20 protein-coding genes and 1 pseudogene are annotated in these 15,045 nt (G+C 73.0%); 13 read left to right on the plus strand and 8 right to left on the minus strand.

All coding sequences use genetic code 11. The annotated features are described in order from the left end of the window. The first annotated feature begins 28 nt into the window (after positions 1-28). Positions 29-865 carry an endonuclease/exonuclease/phosphatase family protein gene (locus ELQ39_RS01850; protein ID WP_190002173.1) on the plus strand — a complete coding sequence of 279 codons (837 nt, stop codon included), beginning with the start codon at positions 29-31 and terminating at the stop codon, positions 863-865. Between the two features lie 74 nt (positions 866-939). Continuing rightward, positions 940-1,224: a GlsB/YeaQ/YmgE family stress response membrane protein gene (locus ELQ39_RS01855; protein ID WP_150155222.1), complete on the plus strand. Its 285-nt coding sequence runs from the start codon at positions 940-942 to the stop codon at positions 1,222-1,224. Positions 1,225-1,322: 98 nt separating this feature from the next. Here the strand turns inward: ELQ39_RS01855 and ELQ39_RS01860 are convergent, their stop codons facing one another. Beyond that, entirely contained in the window at positions 1,323-1,922 is a 600-nt protein-coding gene (locus ELQ39_RS01860; RefSeq protein ID WP_242590753.1) for a helix-turn-helix domain-containing protein, read from the minus strand. 93 nt (positions 1,923-2,015) lie between these two features. Between ELQ39_RS01860 and ELQ39_RS01865 the strand changes: the two genes are divergently transcribed. Continuing rightward, positions 2,016-2,642: a class I SAM-dependent methyltransferase gene (locus ELQ39_RS01865; RefSeq protein ID WP_242590754.1), complete on the plus strand. Its 627-nt coding sequence runs from the start codon at positions 2,016-2,018 to the stop codon at positions 2,640-2,642. 3 nt (positions 2,643-2,645) lie between these two features. Here ELQ39_RS01865 and ELQ39_RS01870 read toward each other — a convergent pair whose 3' ends face one another. Beyond that, positions 2,646-3,488 (minus strand): alpha/beta fold hydrolase, encoded by an 843-nt coding sequence (locus ELQ39_RS01870; RefSeq protein WP_242590755.1) that lies wholly within the window; start codon positions 3,486-3,488, stop codon positions 2,646-2,648. 97 nt (positions 3,489-3,585) lie between these two features. Here ELQ39_RS01870 and ELQ39_RS01875 point away from each other — a divergent pair, with 97 nt between their 5' ends. Together ELQ39_RS01875 and ELQ39_RS01880 are read left to right on the plus strand one after the other, a co-directional pair. Then, positions 3,586-4,197 carry a TetR/AcrR family transcriptional regulator gene (locus ELQ39_RS01875; RefSeq protein ID WP_242590756.1) on the plus strand — a complete coding sequence of 204 codons (612 nt, stop codon included), beginning with the start codon at positions 3,586-3,588 and terminating at the stop codon, positions 4,195-4,197. Between the two features lie 332 nt (positions 4,198-4,529). Next, positions 4,530-5,426: an NAD-dependent protein deacetylase gene (locus ELQ39_RS01880; protein WP_190002168.1), complete on the plus strand. Its 897-nt coding sequence runs from the start codon at positions 4,530-4,532 to the stop codon at positions 5,424-5,426. Between the two features lie 21 nt (positions 5,427-5,447). On the opposite strand, the gene ELQ39_RS01885 is transcribed toward ELQ39_RS01880, so the two are convergent. Together ELQ39_RS01885 and ELQ39_RS01890 are read right to left on the minus strand one after the other, a co-directional pair. After that, positions 5,448-5,936, minus strand: coding sequence for a VOC family protein (locus tag ELQ39_RS01885; RefSeq protein ID WP_242590757.1), 489 nt, complete (start codon positions 5,934-5,936; stop codon positions 5,448-5,450). Positions 5,937-6,439: 503 nt separating this feature from the next. Further along, complete coding sequence (locus tag ELQ39_RS01890) at positions 6,440-6,817, minus strand: winged helix-turn-helix transcriptional regulator (RefSeq protein ID WP_242590758.1); 378 nt, start codon at positions 6,815-6,817, stop codon at positions 6,440-6,442. Positions 6,818-6,896: 79 nt separating this feature from the next. Here ELQ39_RS01890 and ELQ39_RS01895 point away from each other — a divergent pair, with 79 nt between their 5' ends. The 6 genes and pseudogenes from ELQ39_RS01895 to ELQ39_RS01920 all read left to right on the plus strand — a co-directional run. Further along, entirely contained in the window at positions 6,897-7,307 is a 411-nt protein-coding gene (locus tag ELQ39_RS01895; RefSeq protein WP_225643554.1) for a Rid family hydrolase, read from the plus strand. A 133-nt stretch (positions 7,308-7,440) separates the two neighbouring features. After that, positions 7,441-7,815: a hypothetical protein gene (locus ELQ39_RS01900; RefSeq protein ID WP_242590759.1), complete on the plus strand. Its 375-nt coding sequence runs from the start codon at positions 7,441-7,443 to the stop codon at positions 7,813-7,815. Beyond that, complete coding sequence (locus tag ELQ39_RS01905; protein ID WP_242590760.1) at positions 7,812-8,435, plus strand: class F sortase; 624 nt, start codon at positions 7,812-7,814, stop codon at positions 8,433-8,435. The genes ELQ39_RS01900 and ELQ39_RS01905 overlap by 4 nt, the downstream gene beginning before the upstream one ends. A 111-nt stretch (positions 8,436-8,546) precedes the next feature. Next, positions 8,547-9,038: an RNA polymerase sigma factor gene (locus ELQ39_RS01910; protein ID WP_242590761.1), complete on the plus strand. Its 492-nt coding sequence runs from the start codon at positions 8,547-8,549 to the stop codon at positions 9,036-9,038. Then, positions 9,022-9,480 carry a hypothetical protein gene (locus tag ELQ39_RS01915; protein WP_190002162.1) on the plus strand — a complete coding sequence of 153 codons (459 nt, stop codon included), beginning with the start codon at positions 9,022-9,024 and terminating at the stop codon, positions 9,478-9,480. The genes ELQ39_RS01910 and ELQ39_RS01915 overlap by 17 nt, the downstream gene beginning before the upstream one ends. An 86-nt stretch (positions 9,481-9,566) precedes the next feature. Further along, positions 9,567-9,710: pseudogene (locus ELQ39_RS01920) on the plus strand (GNAT family N-acetyltransferase); the annotation flags it as partial. Between the two features lie 18 nt (positions 9,711-9,728). On the opposite strand, the gene ELQ39_RS01925 reads toward ELQ39_RS01920, so the two are convergent. Beyond that, positions 9,729-10,367, minus strand: coding sequence for a hypothetical protein (locus ELQ39_RS01925; protein WP_190002161.1), 639 nt, complete (start codon positions 10,365-10,367; stop codon positions 9,729-9,731). A 115-nt stretch (positions 10,368-10,482) separates the two neighbouring features. On the opposite strand from ELQ39_RS01925, the gene ELQ39_RS01930 reads away from it, so the two are divergent. After that, positions 10,483-11,223: a class I SAM-dependent DNA methyltransferase gene (locus tag ELQ39_RS01930; protein WP_242590762.1), complete on the plus strand. Its 741-nt coding sequence runs from the start codon at positions 10,483-10,485 to the stop codon at positions 11,221-11,223. Here the strand turns inward: ELQ39_RS01930 and ELQ39_RS01935 are convergent. Beyond that, positions 11,178-11,780, minus strand: a complete 603-nt coding sequence (locus ELQ39_RS01935) for a hypothetical protein (protein WP_242590763.1) — start codon at positions 11,778-11,780, stop codon at positions 11,178-11,180. The two genes, ELQ39_RS01930 and ELQ39_RS01935, sit on opposite strands and share 46 nt — an antisense overlap. 106 nt (positions 11,781-11,886) lie before the next feature. Between ELQ39_RS01935 and ELQ39_RS01940 the strand changes: the two genes are divergently transcribed. Beyond that, positions 11,887-12,531: a maleylpyruvate isomerase family mycothiol-dependent enzyme gene (locus tag ELQ39_RS01940; RefSeq protein ID WP_242590764.1), complete on the plus strand. Its 645-nt coding sequence runs from the start codon at positions 11,887-11,889 to the stop codon at positions 12,529-12,531. A gap of 61 nt (positions 12,532-12,592) precedes the next feature. On the opposite strand, the gene ELQ39_RS01945 is transcribed toward ELQ39_RS01940, so the two are convergent. After that, positions 12,593-14,032, minus strand: coding sequence for a GH1 family beta-glucosidase (locus ELQ39_RS01945; protein WP_190002157.1), 1,440 nt, complete (start codon positions 14,030-14,032; stop codon positions 12,593-12,595). A gap of 85 nt (positions 14,033-14,117) precedes the next feature. Continuing rightward, a complete protein-coding gene (locus ELQ39_RS01950; RefSeq protein ID WP_242590765.1) occupies positions 14,118-15,038 on the minus strand; it encodes a carbohydrate ABC transporter permease in 921 nt (306 codons plus the stop codon). Between the last annotated feature and the right edge of the window lie 7 nt (positions 15,039-15,045).

A 15,045-nucleotide genomic window follows, 5' to 3' on the forward strand; every position in this document is an offset into this window, starting at 1 on the left:
GGTGCGGGTGCACGTCGAGGAGGCGGGGGTGCTCGGTAGAGGTGCGTGGCTGATCGTGGGAGCCGTCGTCGTGACCTGCATGACGCTCCTCGGCCCCAGCACGCCCGCCGGCGCCCCGTTCGCCCGCACGGTGCCGGTCGACGCCGCGAAGGACGTGGTGCCCAACCGGGTCATGACGTGGAACTTGTGCAACCCGTGCGACGAGAGCAACGTCGACCGGGCCGCGGAGATCGCCGCCTACGCGCCACAGGTCGTCGGCCTCCAGGAGGCGTGCGTACGGGACGTGGAGCGGATCCGGGACCACCTGGCCAACCTGCACGGGCTGGACTACCACGTCGAGTACGGCCCGGTGCTGCGCAACTGGAGCCGCTGCGGCGGCGTGCCGTGGAAGCCGGGAGGTTACGGGCAGGCGCTGCTGTCGGCGGCGCCGATGACCCACGTCGTCACGGCGGAGTACCCGGACGGCGGCTCGGAGGACCGCGGGTACATCGCCGTCACGACCGAGGTCGCCGGGCAGACCGTACGGGTCTTCAACACGCATCTGGCGCAACGGCGTCAGGAGGCGGTGCGCGAGCGGCAGACCGCGGTGCTCGCCCCCCAGGTCGCCCGGTACGAGCGGGCCGTCGTGCTCGGCGACTTCAACGCCGTGCCCGACTCCCCCGAGCTGTCCCCGATGTGGGCGCTCGCCGAGGACACGGACGCCGGATGCCGGCCACCGGCCGCCGGCGCCTGCGAGCCGACGACGGACTGGCAGAGCAAGTTCGACTACGTGTTCCTGCGCGGGCTTTCGGCGCTGCGGCACGAGGTGCGGCCCAGCCGGTTCTCCGATCACCATCTGCTGCACACCGACGTCACCGCGCGCTGATTCCCATAAGAGTTTTGTTAGGAGGCGTGATTCGCGGATACACGTTCCGCGAACCGACGTCAAAGGAGTCAGTGATGGGCATTATCGCTTGGATTTTCATCGGTCTGATTGCCGGCGCGATCGCCAAGGCGCTCATGCCGGGCAAGGACCCGGGCGGCATCATCATCACCATGCTCATCGGCATCGCGGGCGGTCTGCTCGGCGGCTTCCTGGGCAAGGTGATATTCGGGGTGGATTCGATCGACGGTTTCTTCGACCTGTCGACGTGGATCGCGGCCATCATCGGCTCCGTCATTCTCCTCGCGCTGTACCGGGTTTTCGCCGGCCGCAGCCACCGGGGCGGTCACGCCCACGCCTGATGGCGCGTTCACCGGTGTGAGGTGACACCCCGCAGGTCTCTGCCTGCACGCGGAAGGCCCCCGTCCTCCTCGGAGACGGGGGCCTTCCGCGTGCTCGTTCACGCCGGGTCGCGTCCGGTGCGAGGGCCGGTGCGCAGGTGGGCGCGGACGCCCTGGAGGCCGAAGAGGACGAGGAGTTCGACGGCCCTGCCGTCGGCGGTGCCCAGCCAGTGCGGCAGGGAGGTGTCGAACTCGGCCGCCTCGCCGGGGGACAGCGTCAGGTCGCGCTCACCGACGAGGAGCCGCAGACGGCCGGTGAGAACGTAGAGCCACTCGAAGCCCTCGTGGGTCTGCGGCGTCGGCACCGCGGGCTCGGGCCGGGCGGGGATCATGACCTTGAAGGCGTGCACACCGCCGGGCCGGCGGGACAGCGGTACGAAGGTCATCCCGAACCGGGTGACGGGCTTCAGGTGGATCCGGGGGTCGCCGGTGCGCTCCGCCCCCACCAGGTCGTCCAGCGGCACGTCGTACGTGCGGGACAGCGGCAGCAGCAGTTCGAGCGTCGCCCGGCGCCGGCCGCTCTCCAACCGGGACAGGGTGCTCTCGGAGACACCGGTGGTGGCGGCCACGTCGGCCAGTGTGAGTCCGCGGTCCCGGCGCAGCGCGCGCAGCCGTGGGCCCACGGCGTCCAGTACCTCGTCGTCCGTCCTGCGGTCCATCGCGCCAGCTTGCCACAACGGCAAGATTCCGTGCCGGGACGGTGGCCGGCTGCCGAGACTGGGCGCACTGACGACGAACCGAGGGAGTCTCCGATGAGCAGCACCGATGCGGTCACGTTCTGGGACGGCGTCCACGCCGCCCGCCCCGCTAGGGACAACCCGTCCCCCAACGTCCGGCTGACGGAAGTCGTGACGGGGCTGCCGCCCGGCGACGCCCTGGACCTCGGGTGCGGCAACGGCGGCGACACGCTGTGGCTGGCCCGTGCGGGATGGCGGGTCACCGCGGCGGACATCTCGGCCGTCGCGGTCGGACGGCTCACCGCGCTCGCCCGTACGCACGGCGTCCACGACCGGGTCACCGCGGTACGGATCGACCTGCGGACGTCGTTCCCGCCCGGCACGTTCGACCTGGTGAGCGCCCACTATCTGCACACCCCGTACGACCTGGACCGGTCGGCCGTGCTGCGCGCGGCCGCGCACGCGCTGCGGCCGGGCGGGCGCCTGCTGGTCGTCGACCACGGTTCGACCGCGCCCTGGTCGTGGAACCAGGATCCCGGCGCTCGCTTCCCGGACCCGACGGAGGTCGCCGCGGGGATCGGGCTCGACCCTGCGGTCTGGTCGGTGGAGCGGGCCGACGCGCCCCGCCGGACCGCGACGGGCCCGGACGGCGGCACGGCCGAGGTGACCGACCACGTCCTGCTCGTCCGCCGGGCCGCGTGAGGGTCAGGACTCGGCCGCCTCGGTGAGGAAGTCGCGGATCTCGCGGACGACGCGGCCGGGGGCGTCCTCCATGAGGAAGTGACCGGCGTCGGGCACGACGACGAGTTCGGCGCCGGGGATGTCGTCGCGCAGGCGCTCCGCGTAGTGGACGGGCTGCCACTGGTCCTCCGCGCCCCACAGGATGCGCACGGGCATCGTGAGTTCCCCGAGCCGGCCGGCGATCTCCTGGGTGTAGCGCGCGTCGTAGTGGCGCACCTGGTGCTCGAAGAAGGAGGTGCGGCCGAGCCGTGACGCGTGGGGCGCGAGGTACGCGCGCAGGACGTCGCCGGTCATCCGCGACGCGTCGGCGACCGTCATGGAGAGCTGACGGGTCAGCAGGGCGTCGAACTCCTCCTGGGGCATGGCCGCGTACCCGTCCAGCTCCTCGTCGATGATCCGGCGCCAGGTGGGCGAGGGCCATGAGTCGTAGCTCACCGAATCTATGATCATCAGGCGGCGCACCCGTCCGGGGCGGGCGAGGGCGAAGCGCAGGGCGACGGCTCCGCCGATGTCGTGCGCCACCAGGCTCACCTCCTCGACGCCGAGGGCGTCGAGAAGGTGCCCGAGCAGGTCGGTCTGACCGGCGACGGAGGTGTCCCGGTGGGCGGGGCGCTCGGAGAGGCCGTACCCCAGCAGGTCGTACGCGATGACGCGGTGACCGGCCGCCTCGATGCGGGGGACGACCTCGCGCCACTCGAAGGAGTGGGAGGGCGTGCCGTGGAGGAAGACGACCGGCTCGCCGCTTCCGCTGTCGCGGCAGGCCAGGCGTACTCCGTCGACGACGAGGTGGTCGGTCAGGAACGACATGGTGCCCTCCTCGGGGACCGGGGGCGGTGGTACGTCGGCGGGGGCGCCGACCGTCCCGTAGACTAGGTAGACCAGTCTACCCAGAGAGGGGTGCGTCATGCCGAGGGAGCGGGAGTCGTCGGAAGCGGTCCGGCCGGAGAGGAGGCGGCCGGCGCGGGAGCGGATCCTCCGGGCCGCGGCGCGGCGCTTCTACCAGGAGGGCGTGACGGCCACGGGCATCGACACCATCACCGCCGAGGCCGGCGTGGCCAAGATGAGCCTCTACAACAACTTCTCCTCCAAGGCGGACCTCGTCCGCGCCTACCTGGACGACCGGCACGAGGACTGGCTGATGCGGTACCGGGCACGCGTGGGCGCGGAACCGGATCCGCGCGACGGCGTGCTCGGCGTCTTCGACACCTACGTCGACGGTGCGGACGCCCCTCCCACAGGCGGCTTCCGGGGGTGCGGGCTGCTCAACGCCGCCGCGGAGATGCCCGCCGGGCACGAAGGGCGGGCGCAGGTGCGCCGGCAGAAGGAGGAGGTGGAGCGGATGATCGCGGAGCACGTCACGGCGCTGCTGCCCGGCCGTCCCGACGCCGCCCGGACCACGGCACGGCAGATCGCCTTCCTGCTGGAGGGGGCGATGGTGCGGGCGGGCCTGGAGGGCGACAGCCGCTGCCTGCGGGACGCGCGCGCGATGGCGGAGCGGCTGCTGGACCAGGCGTGACCGTCCCTGCCCGGGCGCCGCCGCCGCGGTGGCCGTGAGGGGAATCCCGCGTCGCCCGTGTTGCCCCCGGTGCGCCGAGTGGTACCTCGCTTGAGATGTCCGCGCCCCCGGACCCGGCCGCCTCACCTCCCTCCCCGGTCCGCACACGCCCGGCACTGCCAGGCGGGTGCCGGCGTCCCGCGCACGGCCGCCGATTAGGCGTGGCGACCGATCGCGGTCGGGGTCGTCGTGCGGGCCGCGTGGCGGAGGCCCGAGGTCGGGGCGGGTGACGGCACAGGTCCCCGGATCGCGGGACCACCGGGCGCTTGCAGGGGTTCCGTACCCTGGTGGGCATGCGCGTGCGCCCCACTTTGAGATGGACCCCGACGGAGGACCTGCCGCCGGCCACCACGGATCTGGAACCAGTCGTCGACGCGCTGCGCGCCGGTGGTGTGCTGGTGCTCAGCGGGGCCGGGATCTCCACGGAGTCCGGGATCCCCGACTACCGCGGCGAGGGCGGGAGCCTGAGCCGGCACACCCCGATGACCTTCCAGGAGTTCGTGGGCGGGGCCGCCGCCCGGCGCCGGTACTGGGCGCGGAGTCATCTGGGCTGGCGGACCTTCGGCCGTGCCCTGCCCAACGCCGGGCACCGGGCGGTGGCCGCGTTCGGCCGCGACGGTCTGGTGTCGGGTGTGATCACCCAGAACGTGGACGGGCTGCACCAGGCCGCCGGCAGTGAGGGTGTGGTGGAACTGCACGGGAGCCTGGACCGGGTGGTCTGTCTGTCGTGCGGGCGGACGAGCCCGCGCCGTGAGCTCGCGGAGCGGCTGGAGGCGGCCAACCCCGGCTTCTCGCCGGTGGCCGCCGGGATCAATCCCGACGGTGACGCCGACCTCACCGACGACCAGGTCGTCGGTTTCCGGGTGGTGCCCTGCGCGGTGTGCGGCGGCGTCCTCAAGCCGGACGTGGTGTTCTTCGGGGAGACGGTGCCGCCGCAGCGGGTCGAGCTGTGCAGGCGGATGGTGCGGGAATCGGACTCCCTGCTGGTCCTGGGGTCCTCGCTGACGGTGATGTCGGGGCTGCGGTTCGTGCGGCTGGCGGCGGAGAGCGGCAAGCCCGTGCTGATCGTCAACCGGGACCCGACCCGCGGCGACCGGCACGCCCGGGCGCGGGTCGGGCTGCCGCTGGGCGCCGCGCTCACCAGCGTCGCCGGGCAGCTGGGCGTCACCGTCGAGGAGGCGGCCGCCTGAGCGGCGGGCCCGCCCCCGTGGTCACAGGGCGGCGGCCGCCAGACGTCGCCTGAGTTCGTCCTCGCCCACGTCCTCGAGGTGGGTCAGGAAGACCCACAGATGCCCCGACGGGTCCCGCAGGATCGCCGTGCGGTCCCCGTGGAACATGTCCGTCGGCGGCTGAAGGACTTCCGCGCCCTCCGCCTCCGCCCGCGCGGCCAGCGCGTCGACGTCCGGCACGAAGACGTGCAGCGTGACGGACGTGCCGCCGCCGAGGAAGGCGGGCGCGGTGAAGGACGCGTCCTCCGCCTCCTTCACGCTCGCGTCGCCCAGCATCAGCACCGAACGCCCGATGGTGATCTCGGCGTGCAGCACTCCCCCGCCCGGCGCCTCCAGCCGGAAGTCCTCCCGGGCGCCGAACGCCCGCCGGTAGAAGTCGATCGCGGCCGCGGCGTCGTCGACCATGATGTGCGGGACCACCGCGTAGCGGTAGCGCGCGGGAATCTCCGCCTCGGCCGTGCGCTCGTCCATGACGGACCTCCTCGTGGGGCGCCGCGGCCCGCTGCCGCGGCTCTCGGGGACGAACGTAGAAGCTCAACTTCGGTTCAGGTCAAGGTCGGCCGGTGCCGGGCGCGAGACTCGGTCCACGCGTGCGCGTTCCGGCGGCCGCAGCGGGGACGCCCGTCTGACAACCGGGCGCGGGTCGGGCCGGCTCACCGGCCGGGAGGGGTAAGGCGTCGGCGGCGAGCGGCGGCACGATCGGTCAGGGCGCAGGCGACGAGGGCCAGGGCCGCGCCGACGACGGTCGGAGCGACGCGTTCCGTCGCCGCCCAGTCCGCCGTGCCGTGTTCCTTGCCGGACACCAGGGCGACGACGGTGAGATGGAGCGTCCCACGACGGGCGCCCCGACGGCATCCGCGCATCAGCGGCGGAGCGGCCCGAACGCCACCGCCGAGCGTGCCGGCGACCCGGGCGCGGACGCGGCCCGCCGGCGCGGTGGGGCCGGGCTCGGCGACCCGCAGGTCGGCGCGTCCTCAGTCGAGGTCGTCGAAGACACGGCGGGCCCGCTCGATCTCGGGCATGTGGGCCGTGGCCCACTCCAGCAGCACGTCGACCGGCCGCCGCATGGTCTTGCCGAGCGGCGTGATGCGGTACTCGACGGCGACGGGGCGGGAGCTGACGACCTCGCGCTCGACGATGCCGTTGCGTTCGAGCCTGCGCAAGGTCGCGGTGAGGGACTTCTGGGTCACCGCGGGAATCGCGCGGCGCAGGTCGTTGAACCGGCAGGGCCGCTCGCAGAGTTCGTTGAGGACGCTGAGCGACCACTTGTCCAGCACCTGGTCGAGCAGTTCGCGGTGCGCGTTCTCGATCCGCAGCTCGCCGCTCGCGCGGCCGTCCTCGGTCTCCGGCACGATACCTGGTCTCCTTGAAGTGTCCTTCGTCCACCAAGTATCAAAGGTATACCTATTGCTTCGACACGAGGAGACCCCCGTGGCCGTCCGCCGCCTCACGCCCGAAGGCATGCTGCAGCCCACCCCGTACCACCACGTCGCCGTGGGGACGGGCACCCGTCACGTGCACGTCAGCGGGCAGATCGCCCGTGCCGCCGACGGCACTCCGCTCGCCCCGGGGGACCTCGCAGGACAGGTCGCCCACGCGCTCCGGGGCACCGCGCGCGGCCTGCGCGGCGCCGGCGCCTCCTTCGACGACGTCCTGCGCCTCACCTTCTACGTCACCGACTGGGCGCCCGAGAAGATCGGCCCGTTCATGGCCGGCGTCGAGGAGGTCGCCGGGGAGATCGGACTTCCCCTGCCGCTCCCGCCGTCGTCCCTCATCGGTGTCGACCACCTCTTCGAGCCGGATGTTCTGGTCGAGGTGGAGGCGACGGCGATCCTCGACTGAGCGCCGCCGCCCCGCCGTTCACGGCTTTACCTTCTCTTTGCAACCTGGGTCCCCGCTCCCCCGTCTCTCCGCACGATCCATCACCCAGCCCGCCGGGCGACCGTGCGGGCGGACCCAGGAAAGAGAGCGTTCCATGCGCCGAAACGTCCTGAGCGCGGCGGCACTCGCGTGCACCGCCGTGCTGGCCACCGCTGTGCCGGCGTTCGCCGACGGCCCCTCCCCCGTCCCCGACACGACGGCGGCGCCCACCGACTCCGGCGAGCAGGCGGCCGAGACCGGCCCGAGTCCGGTCCCGTCCGACCGCGGCGCCGCCGAGGCGACTCCGGCTCCGGCGGAGGACACCGACGGGGTCACCGTGGTGCCGCGCGGTGCGCCGGACACCGGTGACGCGCCGGTCGCCGGGCAGTCCGACGGCGACGGTCTGCTGATCGGCGGGGGCGCCGCCGCGGTGCTCGCCGCGGGCGGCGCGGCGGTCTTCGTCGTGCGCCGGCGGGCGAGCGGGGCGTGACCCCGTTCTCCAGGCGCGCCGTCGTCGCCGTGGCCGTGGCCTGTCTGGCCGCGGGATGCGGCGGTAGCGGTTCCGCCGACGACGGGCCGGCCGCGACGGAGACGCAGGGCAACCGGTCGCCCGCAGCGGCGGGCTCGCCCGTCTCCGGGCCGCGTCCCCTGGCGCGTTCGGTCCCGGTCGGTCTGGAGATCCCCGCCATCGCGGTCGACACCCCCGTCGTACGGCTGGGTCTGGCCCCGGACCGCACGGTGGAGGTCCCGCCGATCACGGCGGACGACCCGGCCGGCTGGTACCGGTACTCCCCCACCCCCGGCCGGCCGGGTCCCTCGGTGATCCTCGGCCACGTCACGGTCGGCGCCCATGGGGACGGGGTCTTCCGTCATCTGGCGCGGCTGAGGCGGGACGACGGGATCACGGTGCGTCTGGAGAACGGCACGGCGGCGGAGTTCGCCGTCACCTCGGTCCGCACGGTCGCCAAGGCCGCCTTCCCCACCGAGGACGTCTACGGCGACACCGCACGGCCCGAGCTGCGGCTCATCACGTGCGGCGGGCCGCTGGAGGACGGTGAGTACCGCGACAACGTGATCGTCTTCGCGGCGCTCCGCGCCACCGTCCCCTGATCCGGCGTCCTTGTGCCGGGCCGTCGCACCGGCGGCCCGGCACGCACGACACCCCGCGTCCCGTCCACGTGCGGTACCCCGTCACCGGGGCCGCCCCGACCATGGAGAGCATTGAAACGGTCCCGCGAGCAGGCAGCGTCCGAGCTCTTCGCCGCCCTCTACCCGCGCCTCGCCGGCTGGTGCCGCCGTCTGGTCGACGACGACGAGACGGCCCACGAGATCGCCTCCGAGGCGTTCACCCGGCTGTGGTCACGCTGGACGTCCGTGTCGGAACCACGGGCCTTCCTGTACGTCACCGCGGCCAACCTGGTGCGCGACCACTGGCGACGGCTCGACCGCGAGCGCAGGACCGTGCGCCGGGTCCGCACCGAGGCGGCCGTACGCCCGCACACGGAACCCTCCGACCCGTCGGTGCGGATGCTGGTGCAGGCGCTGCCGGAGCGGCTGCGGGTGCCGATCCTGCTGCACTACTACGCTGACCTGCCGGTCCGGGAGGTGTCCGCGGTGACCGGACGCAAGGAAGGAACCATCAAGGCCGATCTTCACGCGGCCAGGGAGCTGCTCCGTGCCCACCTGAGGAGAAACCTTGATCACTCACGCTGACGAGGGCCCCGAGTTCGAGCCGGACGACCCGCTCGCCGAGCTCCTGCGGCCGACGTCCGACCGTCTCGGCCCGCCGCCCGGCCGGTTCGGGACGATCCGCCGCCGTGCGGCGCGGCGACGGCTGGTCCGTACGACGGTCGGCGCCGGGCTCACGTGCGCCGTGGCCCTGCTCGTGGCGCTGCCGCTGCAGAACGCGACGACCTCCGAGCGGCCGGTGACGCCCACGGTCCCGCTGGCCCCTCCGCCCCTGACCGGCTCGCCCTCGCCTTCCCCCACGACCGGCCCCACGGCGTCGCCGGAGCCCGCCGAGCGGCCCGTGGACACCTCTCCCACCCCGGTCACCCGGGATTCGACCGCGCCTCGGAGCCTCGTCGCCCCGACGCCCGGGCCGATGGCGACGGAGCGGGTGGCCGAGCCGAGGCAGGGGTACCGGAGCCCGTGACGGCCGGCCCCAGGTGCGGGTGGGTGTGCCGCACCCAGGGGCGGTGCGGCCTGGTTGACGTGCGCCGTGTGGCGGACACGGGTACGGGGCGGAGGCGTGTCCTGGCCACGCAGACCGCCAACACCCGCTCCCTCCGCCTGGCGACCGAGCTGGGCTTCACGGAGGTGGAGCGGTTCCGGGCGTGGGAGGCGGAGCAGTGGCTCGGCCTCCGGCCTGCGGCTTCCGTGTGACAGCGGGTCCGTGTCGGGTCAGCCCCGTTCCGGACGCAGCAGGACCTCACTGCCGATCGGTGTGAACCCGCGGGCGAGGAAGGCGCGGAGGGAGCGGGCGTTGCCCGGGGAGACGGCGGCGAAGACGGGCTCGCCCTCCGGGACGAGGGACAGGGCGTCGGCGATGAGCGACCGCCCGTGGCCCCGGCCGCCGTCCCGGACGTCGTGGAGTTCGATGCTCAGCTCCCGCCGTCCCGCGACACCGTCGGCGAGGGTGAGGAGACCGCGCTCGTCACCGTAGACCTCGACGTGCGTCCGCACGTCTCTGGCATGGCGTACGCGTGGATGGTCGTCCGCGCCGGCCAGTTCCGCCAGACGCGGCGTGCCGCCCGTGCCACGGGCGGTGAGGGTGACGTCGACGACGTCGATCCAGCCCTTCGGGCCGGCCAGGTGGCGCAGGAAGTCCGGCGCGAGCGATCCGCCGAATCCGTCGGGCTCCTGGGCGTGTACCGCCTGCTCGCTCAGGGCGGTGGCGACGACGGCGTGGCCGGTGAAGGCGACCGAGCACTCGAGCCCTCCTCCCAGGGGCGGCAGCACCGTGACCTTGCCGTCGACCGGCGGGAAGCGGCCGTCGGCGGCTGCCAGGAAGTACGCGAGGAGCGGATGCGGTGCGCCCACGGTTGCCACCTGTCTGTCGAGGAGGTCCAGAGGGCCATTGTCGGGCAGGCCGGTCCCCGCACCGCTCTCAAAATGAGTCGACAGCGTCACCCACCGCGCGGCACAGTGGCCGACCGTGACGACCAGTGAACTGTGGGGCCCCGAGTCCGCCGAGCGCTACGACGCCGAGGAGACGGAGATGGCCTCGGCCGCCGTCCTCGGAGCGACCGTCGGCTTCCTCGCCGACCTTGCGGGGGACGGCCGCGCGCTGGAGTTCGCCATCGGGACCGGGCGCGTGGGGGTGCCGCTCCGCGAGCGTGGTGTGCCGGTGGCGGGCATCGAGCTGTCCGAGCACATGGCGGCCGTGCTGCGCCGCAAGGTCGACGAGGAGACGCTGCCGGTGGCCCTCGGGGACATGGCGACGACCGTCGTGCCGGGTGAGTTCTCCCTGGTGTACCTCGTCTACAACACGATCTCGAACCTGCTCACGCAGGAGGAACAGGTCGAGTGCTTCCGCAACGCCGCGCGCCATCTGCGGCCGGGGGGCCGCTTCGTCGTCGAACTGGGCGTGCCGCCCCTGCGGTTCCTGCCGCCCGGGCAGGTCGCGGTGCCGTTCGACGTGTCGGAGCGGCATCTGGGCTTCGACACCTTCGACATCGTCGAACAACTCCTCGTCTCGCACCACTTCACCCGCGACGGCGAGGACGGCCGCTACCGCCGCGGAGCCTCCCGACACCGCTACGCCTGGCCGGCGGAGCTCGACCTCATGGCCCGCATCGCGGGCCTGGAACTGGAACGCCGCGTGGCGGACTGGGACGGCACACCGTTCACTCAGGAGTCGCCCAAGCACATCTCCGTGTGGCGGAAGTCCGCTTGAACGACGACCGCCGTCCCGGCCACCGTGCGGGTCTCGTGCATGGTGATCACCTGACCAGGTTCCAGGTGACACCAGCTCCGAGGCGTCAACGGCGCCAGCCGCACCGTCGCCCGGCCGCCTGGTTCCAAGACGGGAGCGTCCTCCACCCGGACCAGGGCGATCTTGTAGTCCGGCTCACCGGCCGCCGTGCGGGCGCCGATGTCCCACATCGGGCGCAGGACTCCGGTGCCGGGCAGAGGTGACCGGCGGCCGCCGTCCGACGGCGCGCGCAGGGTGAGGTCGGCGCGGATGACGCCGTTGCGGGTCTCCCCCTCCCGCCAGTGGCACCACGCCGCGCTTCGCTCCAGCCGCAGCTCCTCCGCCGCGGCTGCCATGGAGGCCCAGAAGGCGGCCGGGAGCGGCGGCCCGTCCCCCAGTTCTTCCAGCAGGCCGAGGGCCGCCTCCCACTCGTCGTGGGCGAGGTACTCCCGGACGTCGTGCGCCGTCACGTCGTTCTCGGTCGCGGTCTCCTCGGGAACCAGGAGAGAGGCCGACTGCAGCAGCGTCACGACGTCCATGTCCGGCATTCTGCCGCGCTCCCGGCGATGAGTTCCGTGCGGGGCGGGAGTCATCCGCCGCGGACACACGCGCCTCAGCCGCCTCGCCGACAGGAGCCCCTCCCCCATGACGCATCTTCCCGACCCCACGGTGTGGTCCATGATCCGTGCCGAGCGGGCCGCGCTCGCCGACGATCTCGCGGAACTGAGCCCCGGTCAGTGGGCCACGCCCTCGCTCTGTGACGGGCTCACCGTGCGTGAGGTGCTCGCGCATCTCACCGCGGGGGCGAGTCTCGGCACCGTCAGATGGCTAGCGGGCGTCATCCGGTGCCGGTTCGACTTCGACAAGCAGGTGGCCATGCGCCTGGCCGAGCAGCTCGGTCCGGGGCCCGCCGACACCCTCGCCCGCTTCAGAAGCACCGTGCCGAGCACGACCAAGCCTCCCCTGCCCGTCCTCGCCATGCTCGGCGAGACCGTCGTGCACGGGGAGGACGTCCGGCGGCCGCTCGGCATACGGCGGGAGTACCCGGTGGAGACCGTGACCGCCGTGGCCGAGTACTACCGGGGCACGAACCTCGTGGTCGTCGCGAAGGGGCGGATCGGCGGGCTGCGGCTCGCCGCGGACGACGGGCCGTTCGCCGCCGGGGACGGCCCCCTGGTGTCGGGGCGGACCATCGACCTCGTCATGGCGATGACCGGGCGCGCGGCCTGCTGCGACGAACTCGGCGGCCACGGAGTCGACATGCTCCGCGGCCGCGCCGGTATGCGGTGACACCCGCGAGCCCGACTCCCTGTCCCCCCACGGGCAGGGAGTCGGGCTCGCGGAGCTGGGGTCAGGCCGCCGGCAGGACGCCCGTGCGGGCGACCTCCGCGTACCAGCGGGCGCTGGCCTTGGGAATGCGGGTGCCCGTCGGATAGTCGACGTACACCGCGCCGAACCGCTTGCTGTACCCGTGCGCCCACTCGAAGTTGTCGAGCAGGGACCACAGGAAGTAGCCGCGCACGTCGGAGCCGTCGAGGATGGCGCGGTGGACGGCGGCCAGGTGGTCGCGGACGTACGCGATGCGGGCGGGGTCGTTGACGTTGCCGTCGGGGTCGGCGTAGTCGTCGAAGGCGGCGCCGTTCTCGGTGATGACCAGCGGCAGCTTCGGGAAGTCGTGCGACAGCCTGCGCAGCAGGTCGTACAGGCCGGTGGCGTCGACGGCCCAGCCCATGGCGGTGCGCTCGCCGGGGGGCTGGTGGAAGGCGACCTTGTCGGCGGCCGGCCAGGGGCTGTGCGGGCTGTTGCCGTGGCCGTCGGAGGTGTGGGTGCCGCTGCCGTCGGTCTCGGAGACGACCGTGGGCGTGTAGTAGTTGACGCCGAGGAAGTCGAGCGGCTGGTTGATCTGCTCCAGGTCGCCGTCCCTCACGAAGGACCAGTCGGTCAGGCCGGCGGTGTCCTTGAGGAGGTCCTCCGGGTAGGCGCCCTCCAGCATCGGGCCGGTGAAGACGCGGTTGGCGAGCGCGTCGATACGGCGGACCGCGTCCGCGTCGCCCTCGGTGCCGGTGAGCGGGCGGACGTGGTGGATGTTGAGGGTGACCGAGCACTGGGCGGCGGCCGGGAGGCGGTCGCGCAGGGCCTGGACGGCGAGGCCGTGGCCGAGGTTGAGGTGGTGGGCGGCGCGCAGGGCGGCGACCGGGTCGGTGCGGCCGGGGGCGTGCACGCCCGAGCCGTAGCCGAGGAACGCGCTGCACCAGGGCTCGTTGAGCGTGGTCCATGTCGTCACGCGGTCGCCGAGGGCGTCCGCGGCGAGGGCGGCGTACTCGGCGAAGCGTTCGGCGGTGGCGCGCTCGGGCCAGCCGCCGGCGTCCTCCAGCTCCTGGGGCAGGTCCCAGTGGTAGAGGGTGGCGACGGGCTGGATGCCCTTCTCCAGCAGCTCGTCGACGAGGCGCCGGTAGAAGTCGAGGCCCTTCTGGACGGCGGGGCCGCGTCCGGTGGGCTGGATGCGGGGCCAGGCGAGGGAGAACCGGTAGGCGCCGAGGCCGAGTTCGGCCATGAGGGCGACGTCCTCGCGCCAGCGGTGGTAGTGGTCGGTGGCGATGTCACCGGTGTCGCCGTTGCGGACGCGGCCCGGGGTGCGGGCGTAGGTGTCCCAGATGGACGGGGTGCGTCCGTCCTCGGAGGCGGCGCCCTCGATCTGGTAAGAGGCGGTGGCCGAACCCCAGAGGAAGCCCTTGGGGAAGGTGCGGGCGGCGTCCGGGGCGGACGCGGTCTGCTGTGCTGCGGTGACCACGTAAGTCCTTTCGGGGTGGTGGGGCCGTTTCGCGGGGTGTGCGAGGGGCCCGGCGGGGTGTCGGGTCGGGGCCTTCGGGGAGCGGTCAGCCCTTCACGGCGCCGGCCATGATGCCGCTGACGATCTGGCGGCCGAAGACGATGAACATCGCCAGCAGCGGCAGGGTGCCGAGCAGCGCGCCGGCCATGATGAGCGACTGGTCGCGGACGTAGCCCGCGCTGAGCTGGGTGAGCGCGACGGGGACGGTCGGGTTGGTCATGTCGAGCACCACGAACGGCCAGAAGAAGTCGTTCCAGGCGTGCACGAACGTGATCATGAAGATCACGGCCATGGCGGGCCGGGCGACGGGCAGCACGATGCTCCAGAAGATGCGCAGCGAGTGCGCTCCGTCGACCCGTCCGGCCTCGACGAGTTCGTCGGGCAGCGCCTCGGAGAGGTACTGCCGCATGAAGAACACTCCGACGGCGCTGACCAGTGTCGGGAAGATGACGGCGGGCAGCTGCTGCGACCAGCCGAGTTCCGACATCATCATGAACAGCGGGACGACGCCGAGCTGCGGCGGCACCATCATCGTGCCGATCACCAGCATGAGCAGGACGTTGCGGCCCTTGAACCGCAGTTTGGCGAAGGCGAATCCGGCGAGCGTCGCGAAGAACACCGTGGACAGGGCGATCACGCCGGCCACGATGGTGCTGTTGATCATCGCCTTGCCCATGGCCGCCTCGTCCCAGGCGCGGGCGAGGTTGCTGAACAGATTGGGTCCTGGCAGGAACGGCGGCGGGGTCTGGCTGACCCGGGTGTTGTCCGTGGAGGCGGCCACCATCGTCCAGTACAGCGGGAAGATGGACAGGACAGCCATGAGGACGAGCAGGATGTAGGCGAGCGGTCCCGCGTGGTGGGTGCGCCCGGCGCGTTCGCGCAGCAGGCGGCGGCCGTGGCGGGCCGGCTTCTCGGGTTCGGTCCGGGCCGGGGCGTCCGTCCGGGCCGGGAGGCTGTGAGTGGTCATGGCGTCT

The sequence above is a fragment of the Streptomyces sp. GB4-14 genome (assembly GCF_022696125.1).
Lineage (GTDB): Bacteria > Actinomycetota > Actinomycetes > Streptomycetales > Streptomycetaceae > Streptomyces > Streptomyces werraensis.

Bases quoted from the DNA above. Each gene is read 5' to 3' on its own strand.
- ELQ39_RS01900 (WP_242590759.1), top strand. From the start codon at position 7,441: ATGCGCCGAAACGTCCTGAGCGCGGCGGCACTCGCGTGCACCGCCGTG.
- ELQ39_RS01875 (WP_242590756.1), top strand. From the start codon at position 3,586: ATGCCGAGGGAGCGGGAGTCGTCGGAAGCGGTCCGGCCGGAGAGGAGG.
- ELQ39_RS01855 (WP_150155222.1), top strand. From the start codon at position 940: ATGGGCATTATCGCTTGGATTTTCATCGGTCTGATTGCCGGCGCGATC.
- ELQ39_RS01880 (WP_190002168.1), top strand. From the start codon at position 4,530: ATGCGCGTGCGCCCCACTTTGAGATGGACCCCGACGGAGGACCTGCCG.
- ELQ39_RS01940 (WP_242590764.1), top strand. From the start codon at position 11,887: ATGACGCATCTTCCCGACCCCACGGTGTGGTCCATGATCCGTGCCGAG.
- ELQ39_RS01950 (WP_242590765.1), bottom strand. From the start codon at position 15,038: ATGACCACTCACAGCCTCCCGGCCCGGACGGACGCCCCGGCCCGGACC.
- ELQ39_RS01885 (WP_242590757.1), bottom strand. From the start codon at position 5,936: ATGGACGAGCGCACGGCCGAGGCGGAGATTCCCGCGCGCTACCGCTAC.
- ELQ39_RS01865 (WP_242590754.1), top strand. From the start codon at position 2,016: ATGAGCAGCACCGATGCGGTCACGTTCTGGGACGGCGTCCACGCCGCC.
- ELQ39_RS01935 (WP_242590763.1), bottom strand. From the start codon at position 11,780: ATGGACGTCGTGACGCTGCTGCAGTCGGCCTCTCTCCTGGTTCCCGAG.
- ELQ39_RS01860 (WP_242590753.1), bottom strand. From the start codon at position 1,922: ATGGACCGCAGGACGGACGACGAGGTACTGGACGCCGTGGGCCCACGG.
- ELQ39_RS01870 (WP_242590755.1), bottom strand. From the start codon at position 3,488: ATGTCGTTCCTGACCGACCACCTCGTCGTCGACGGAGTACGCCTGGCC.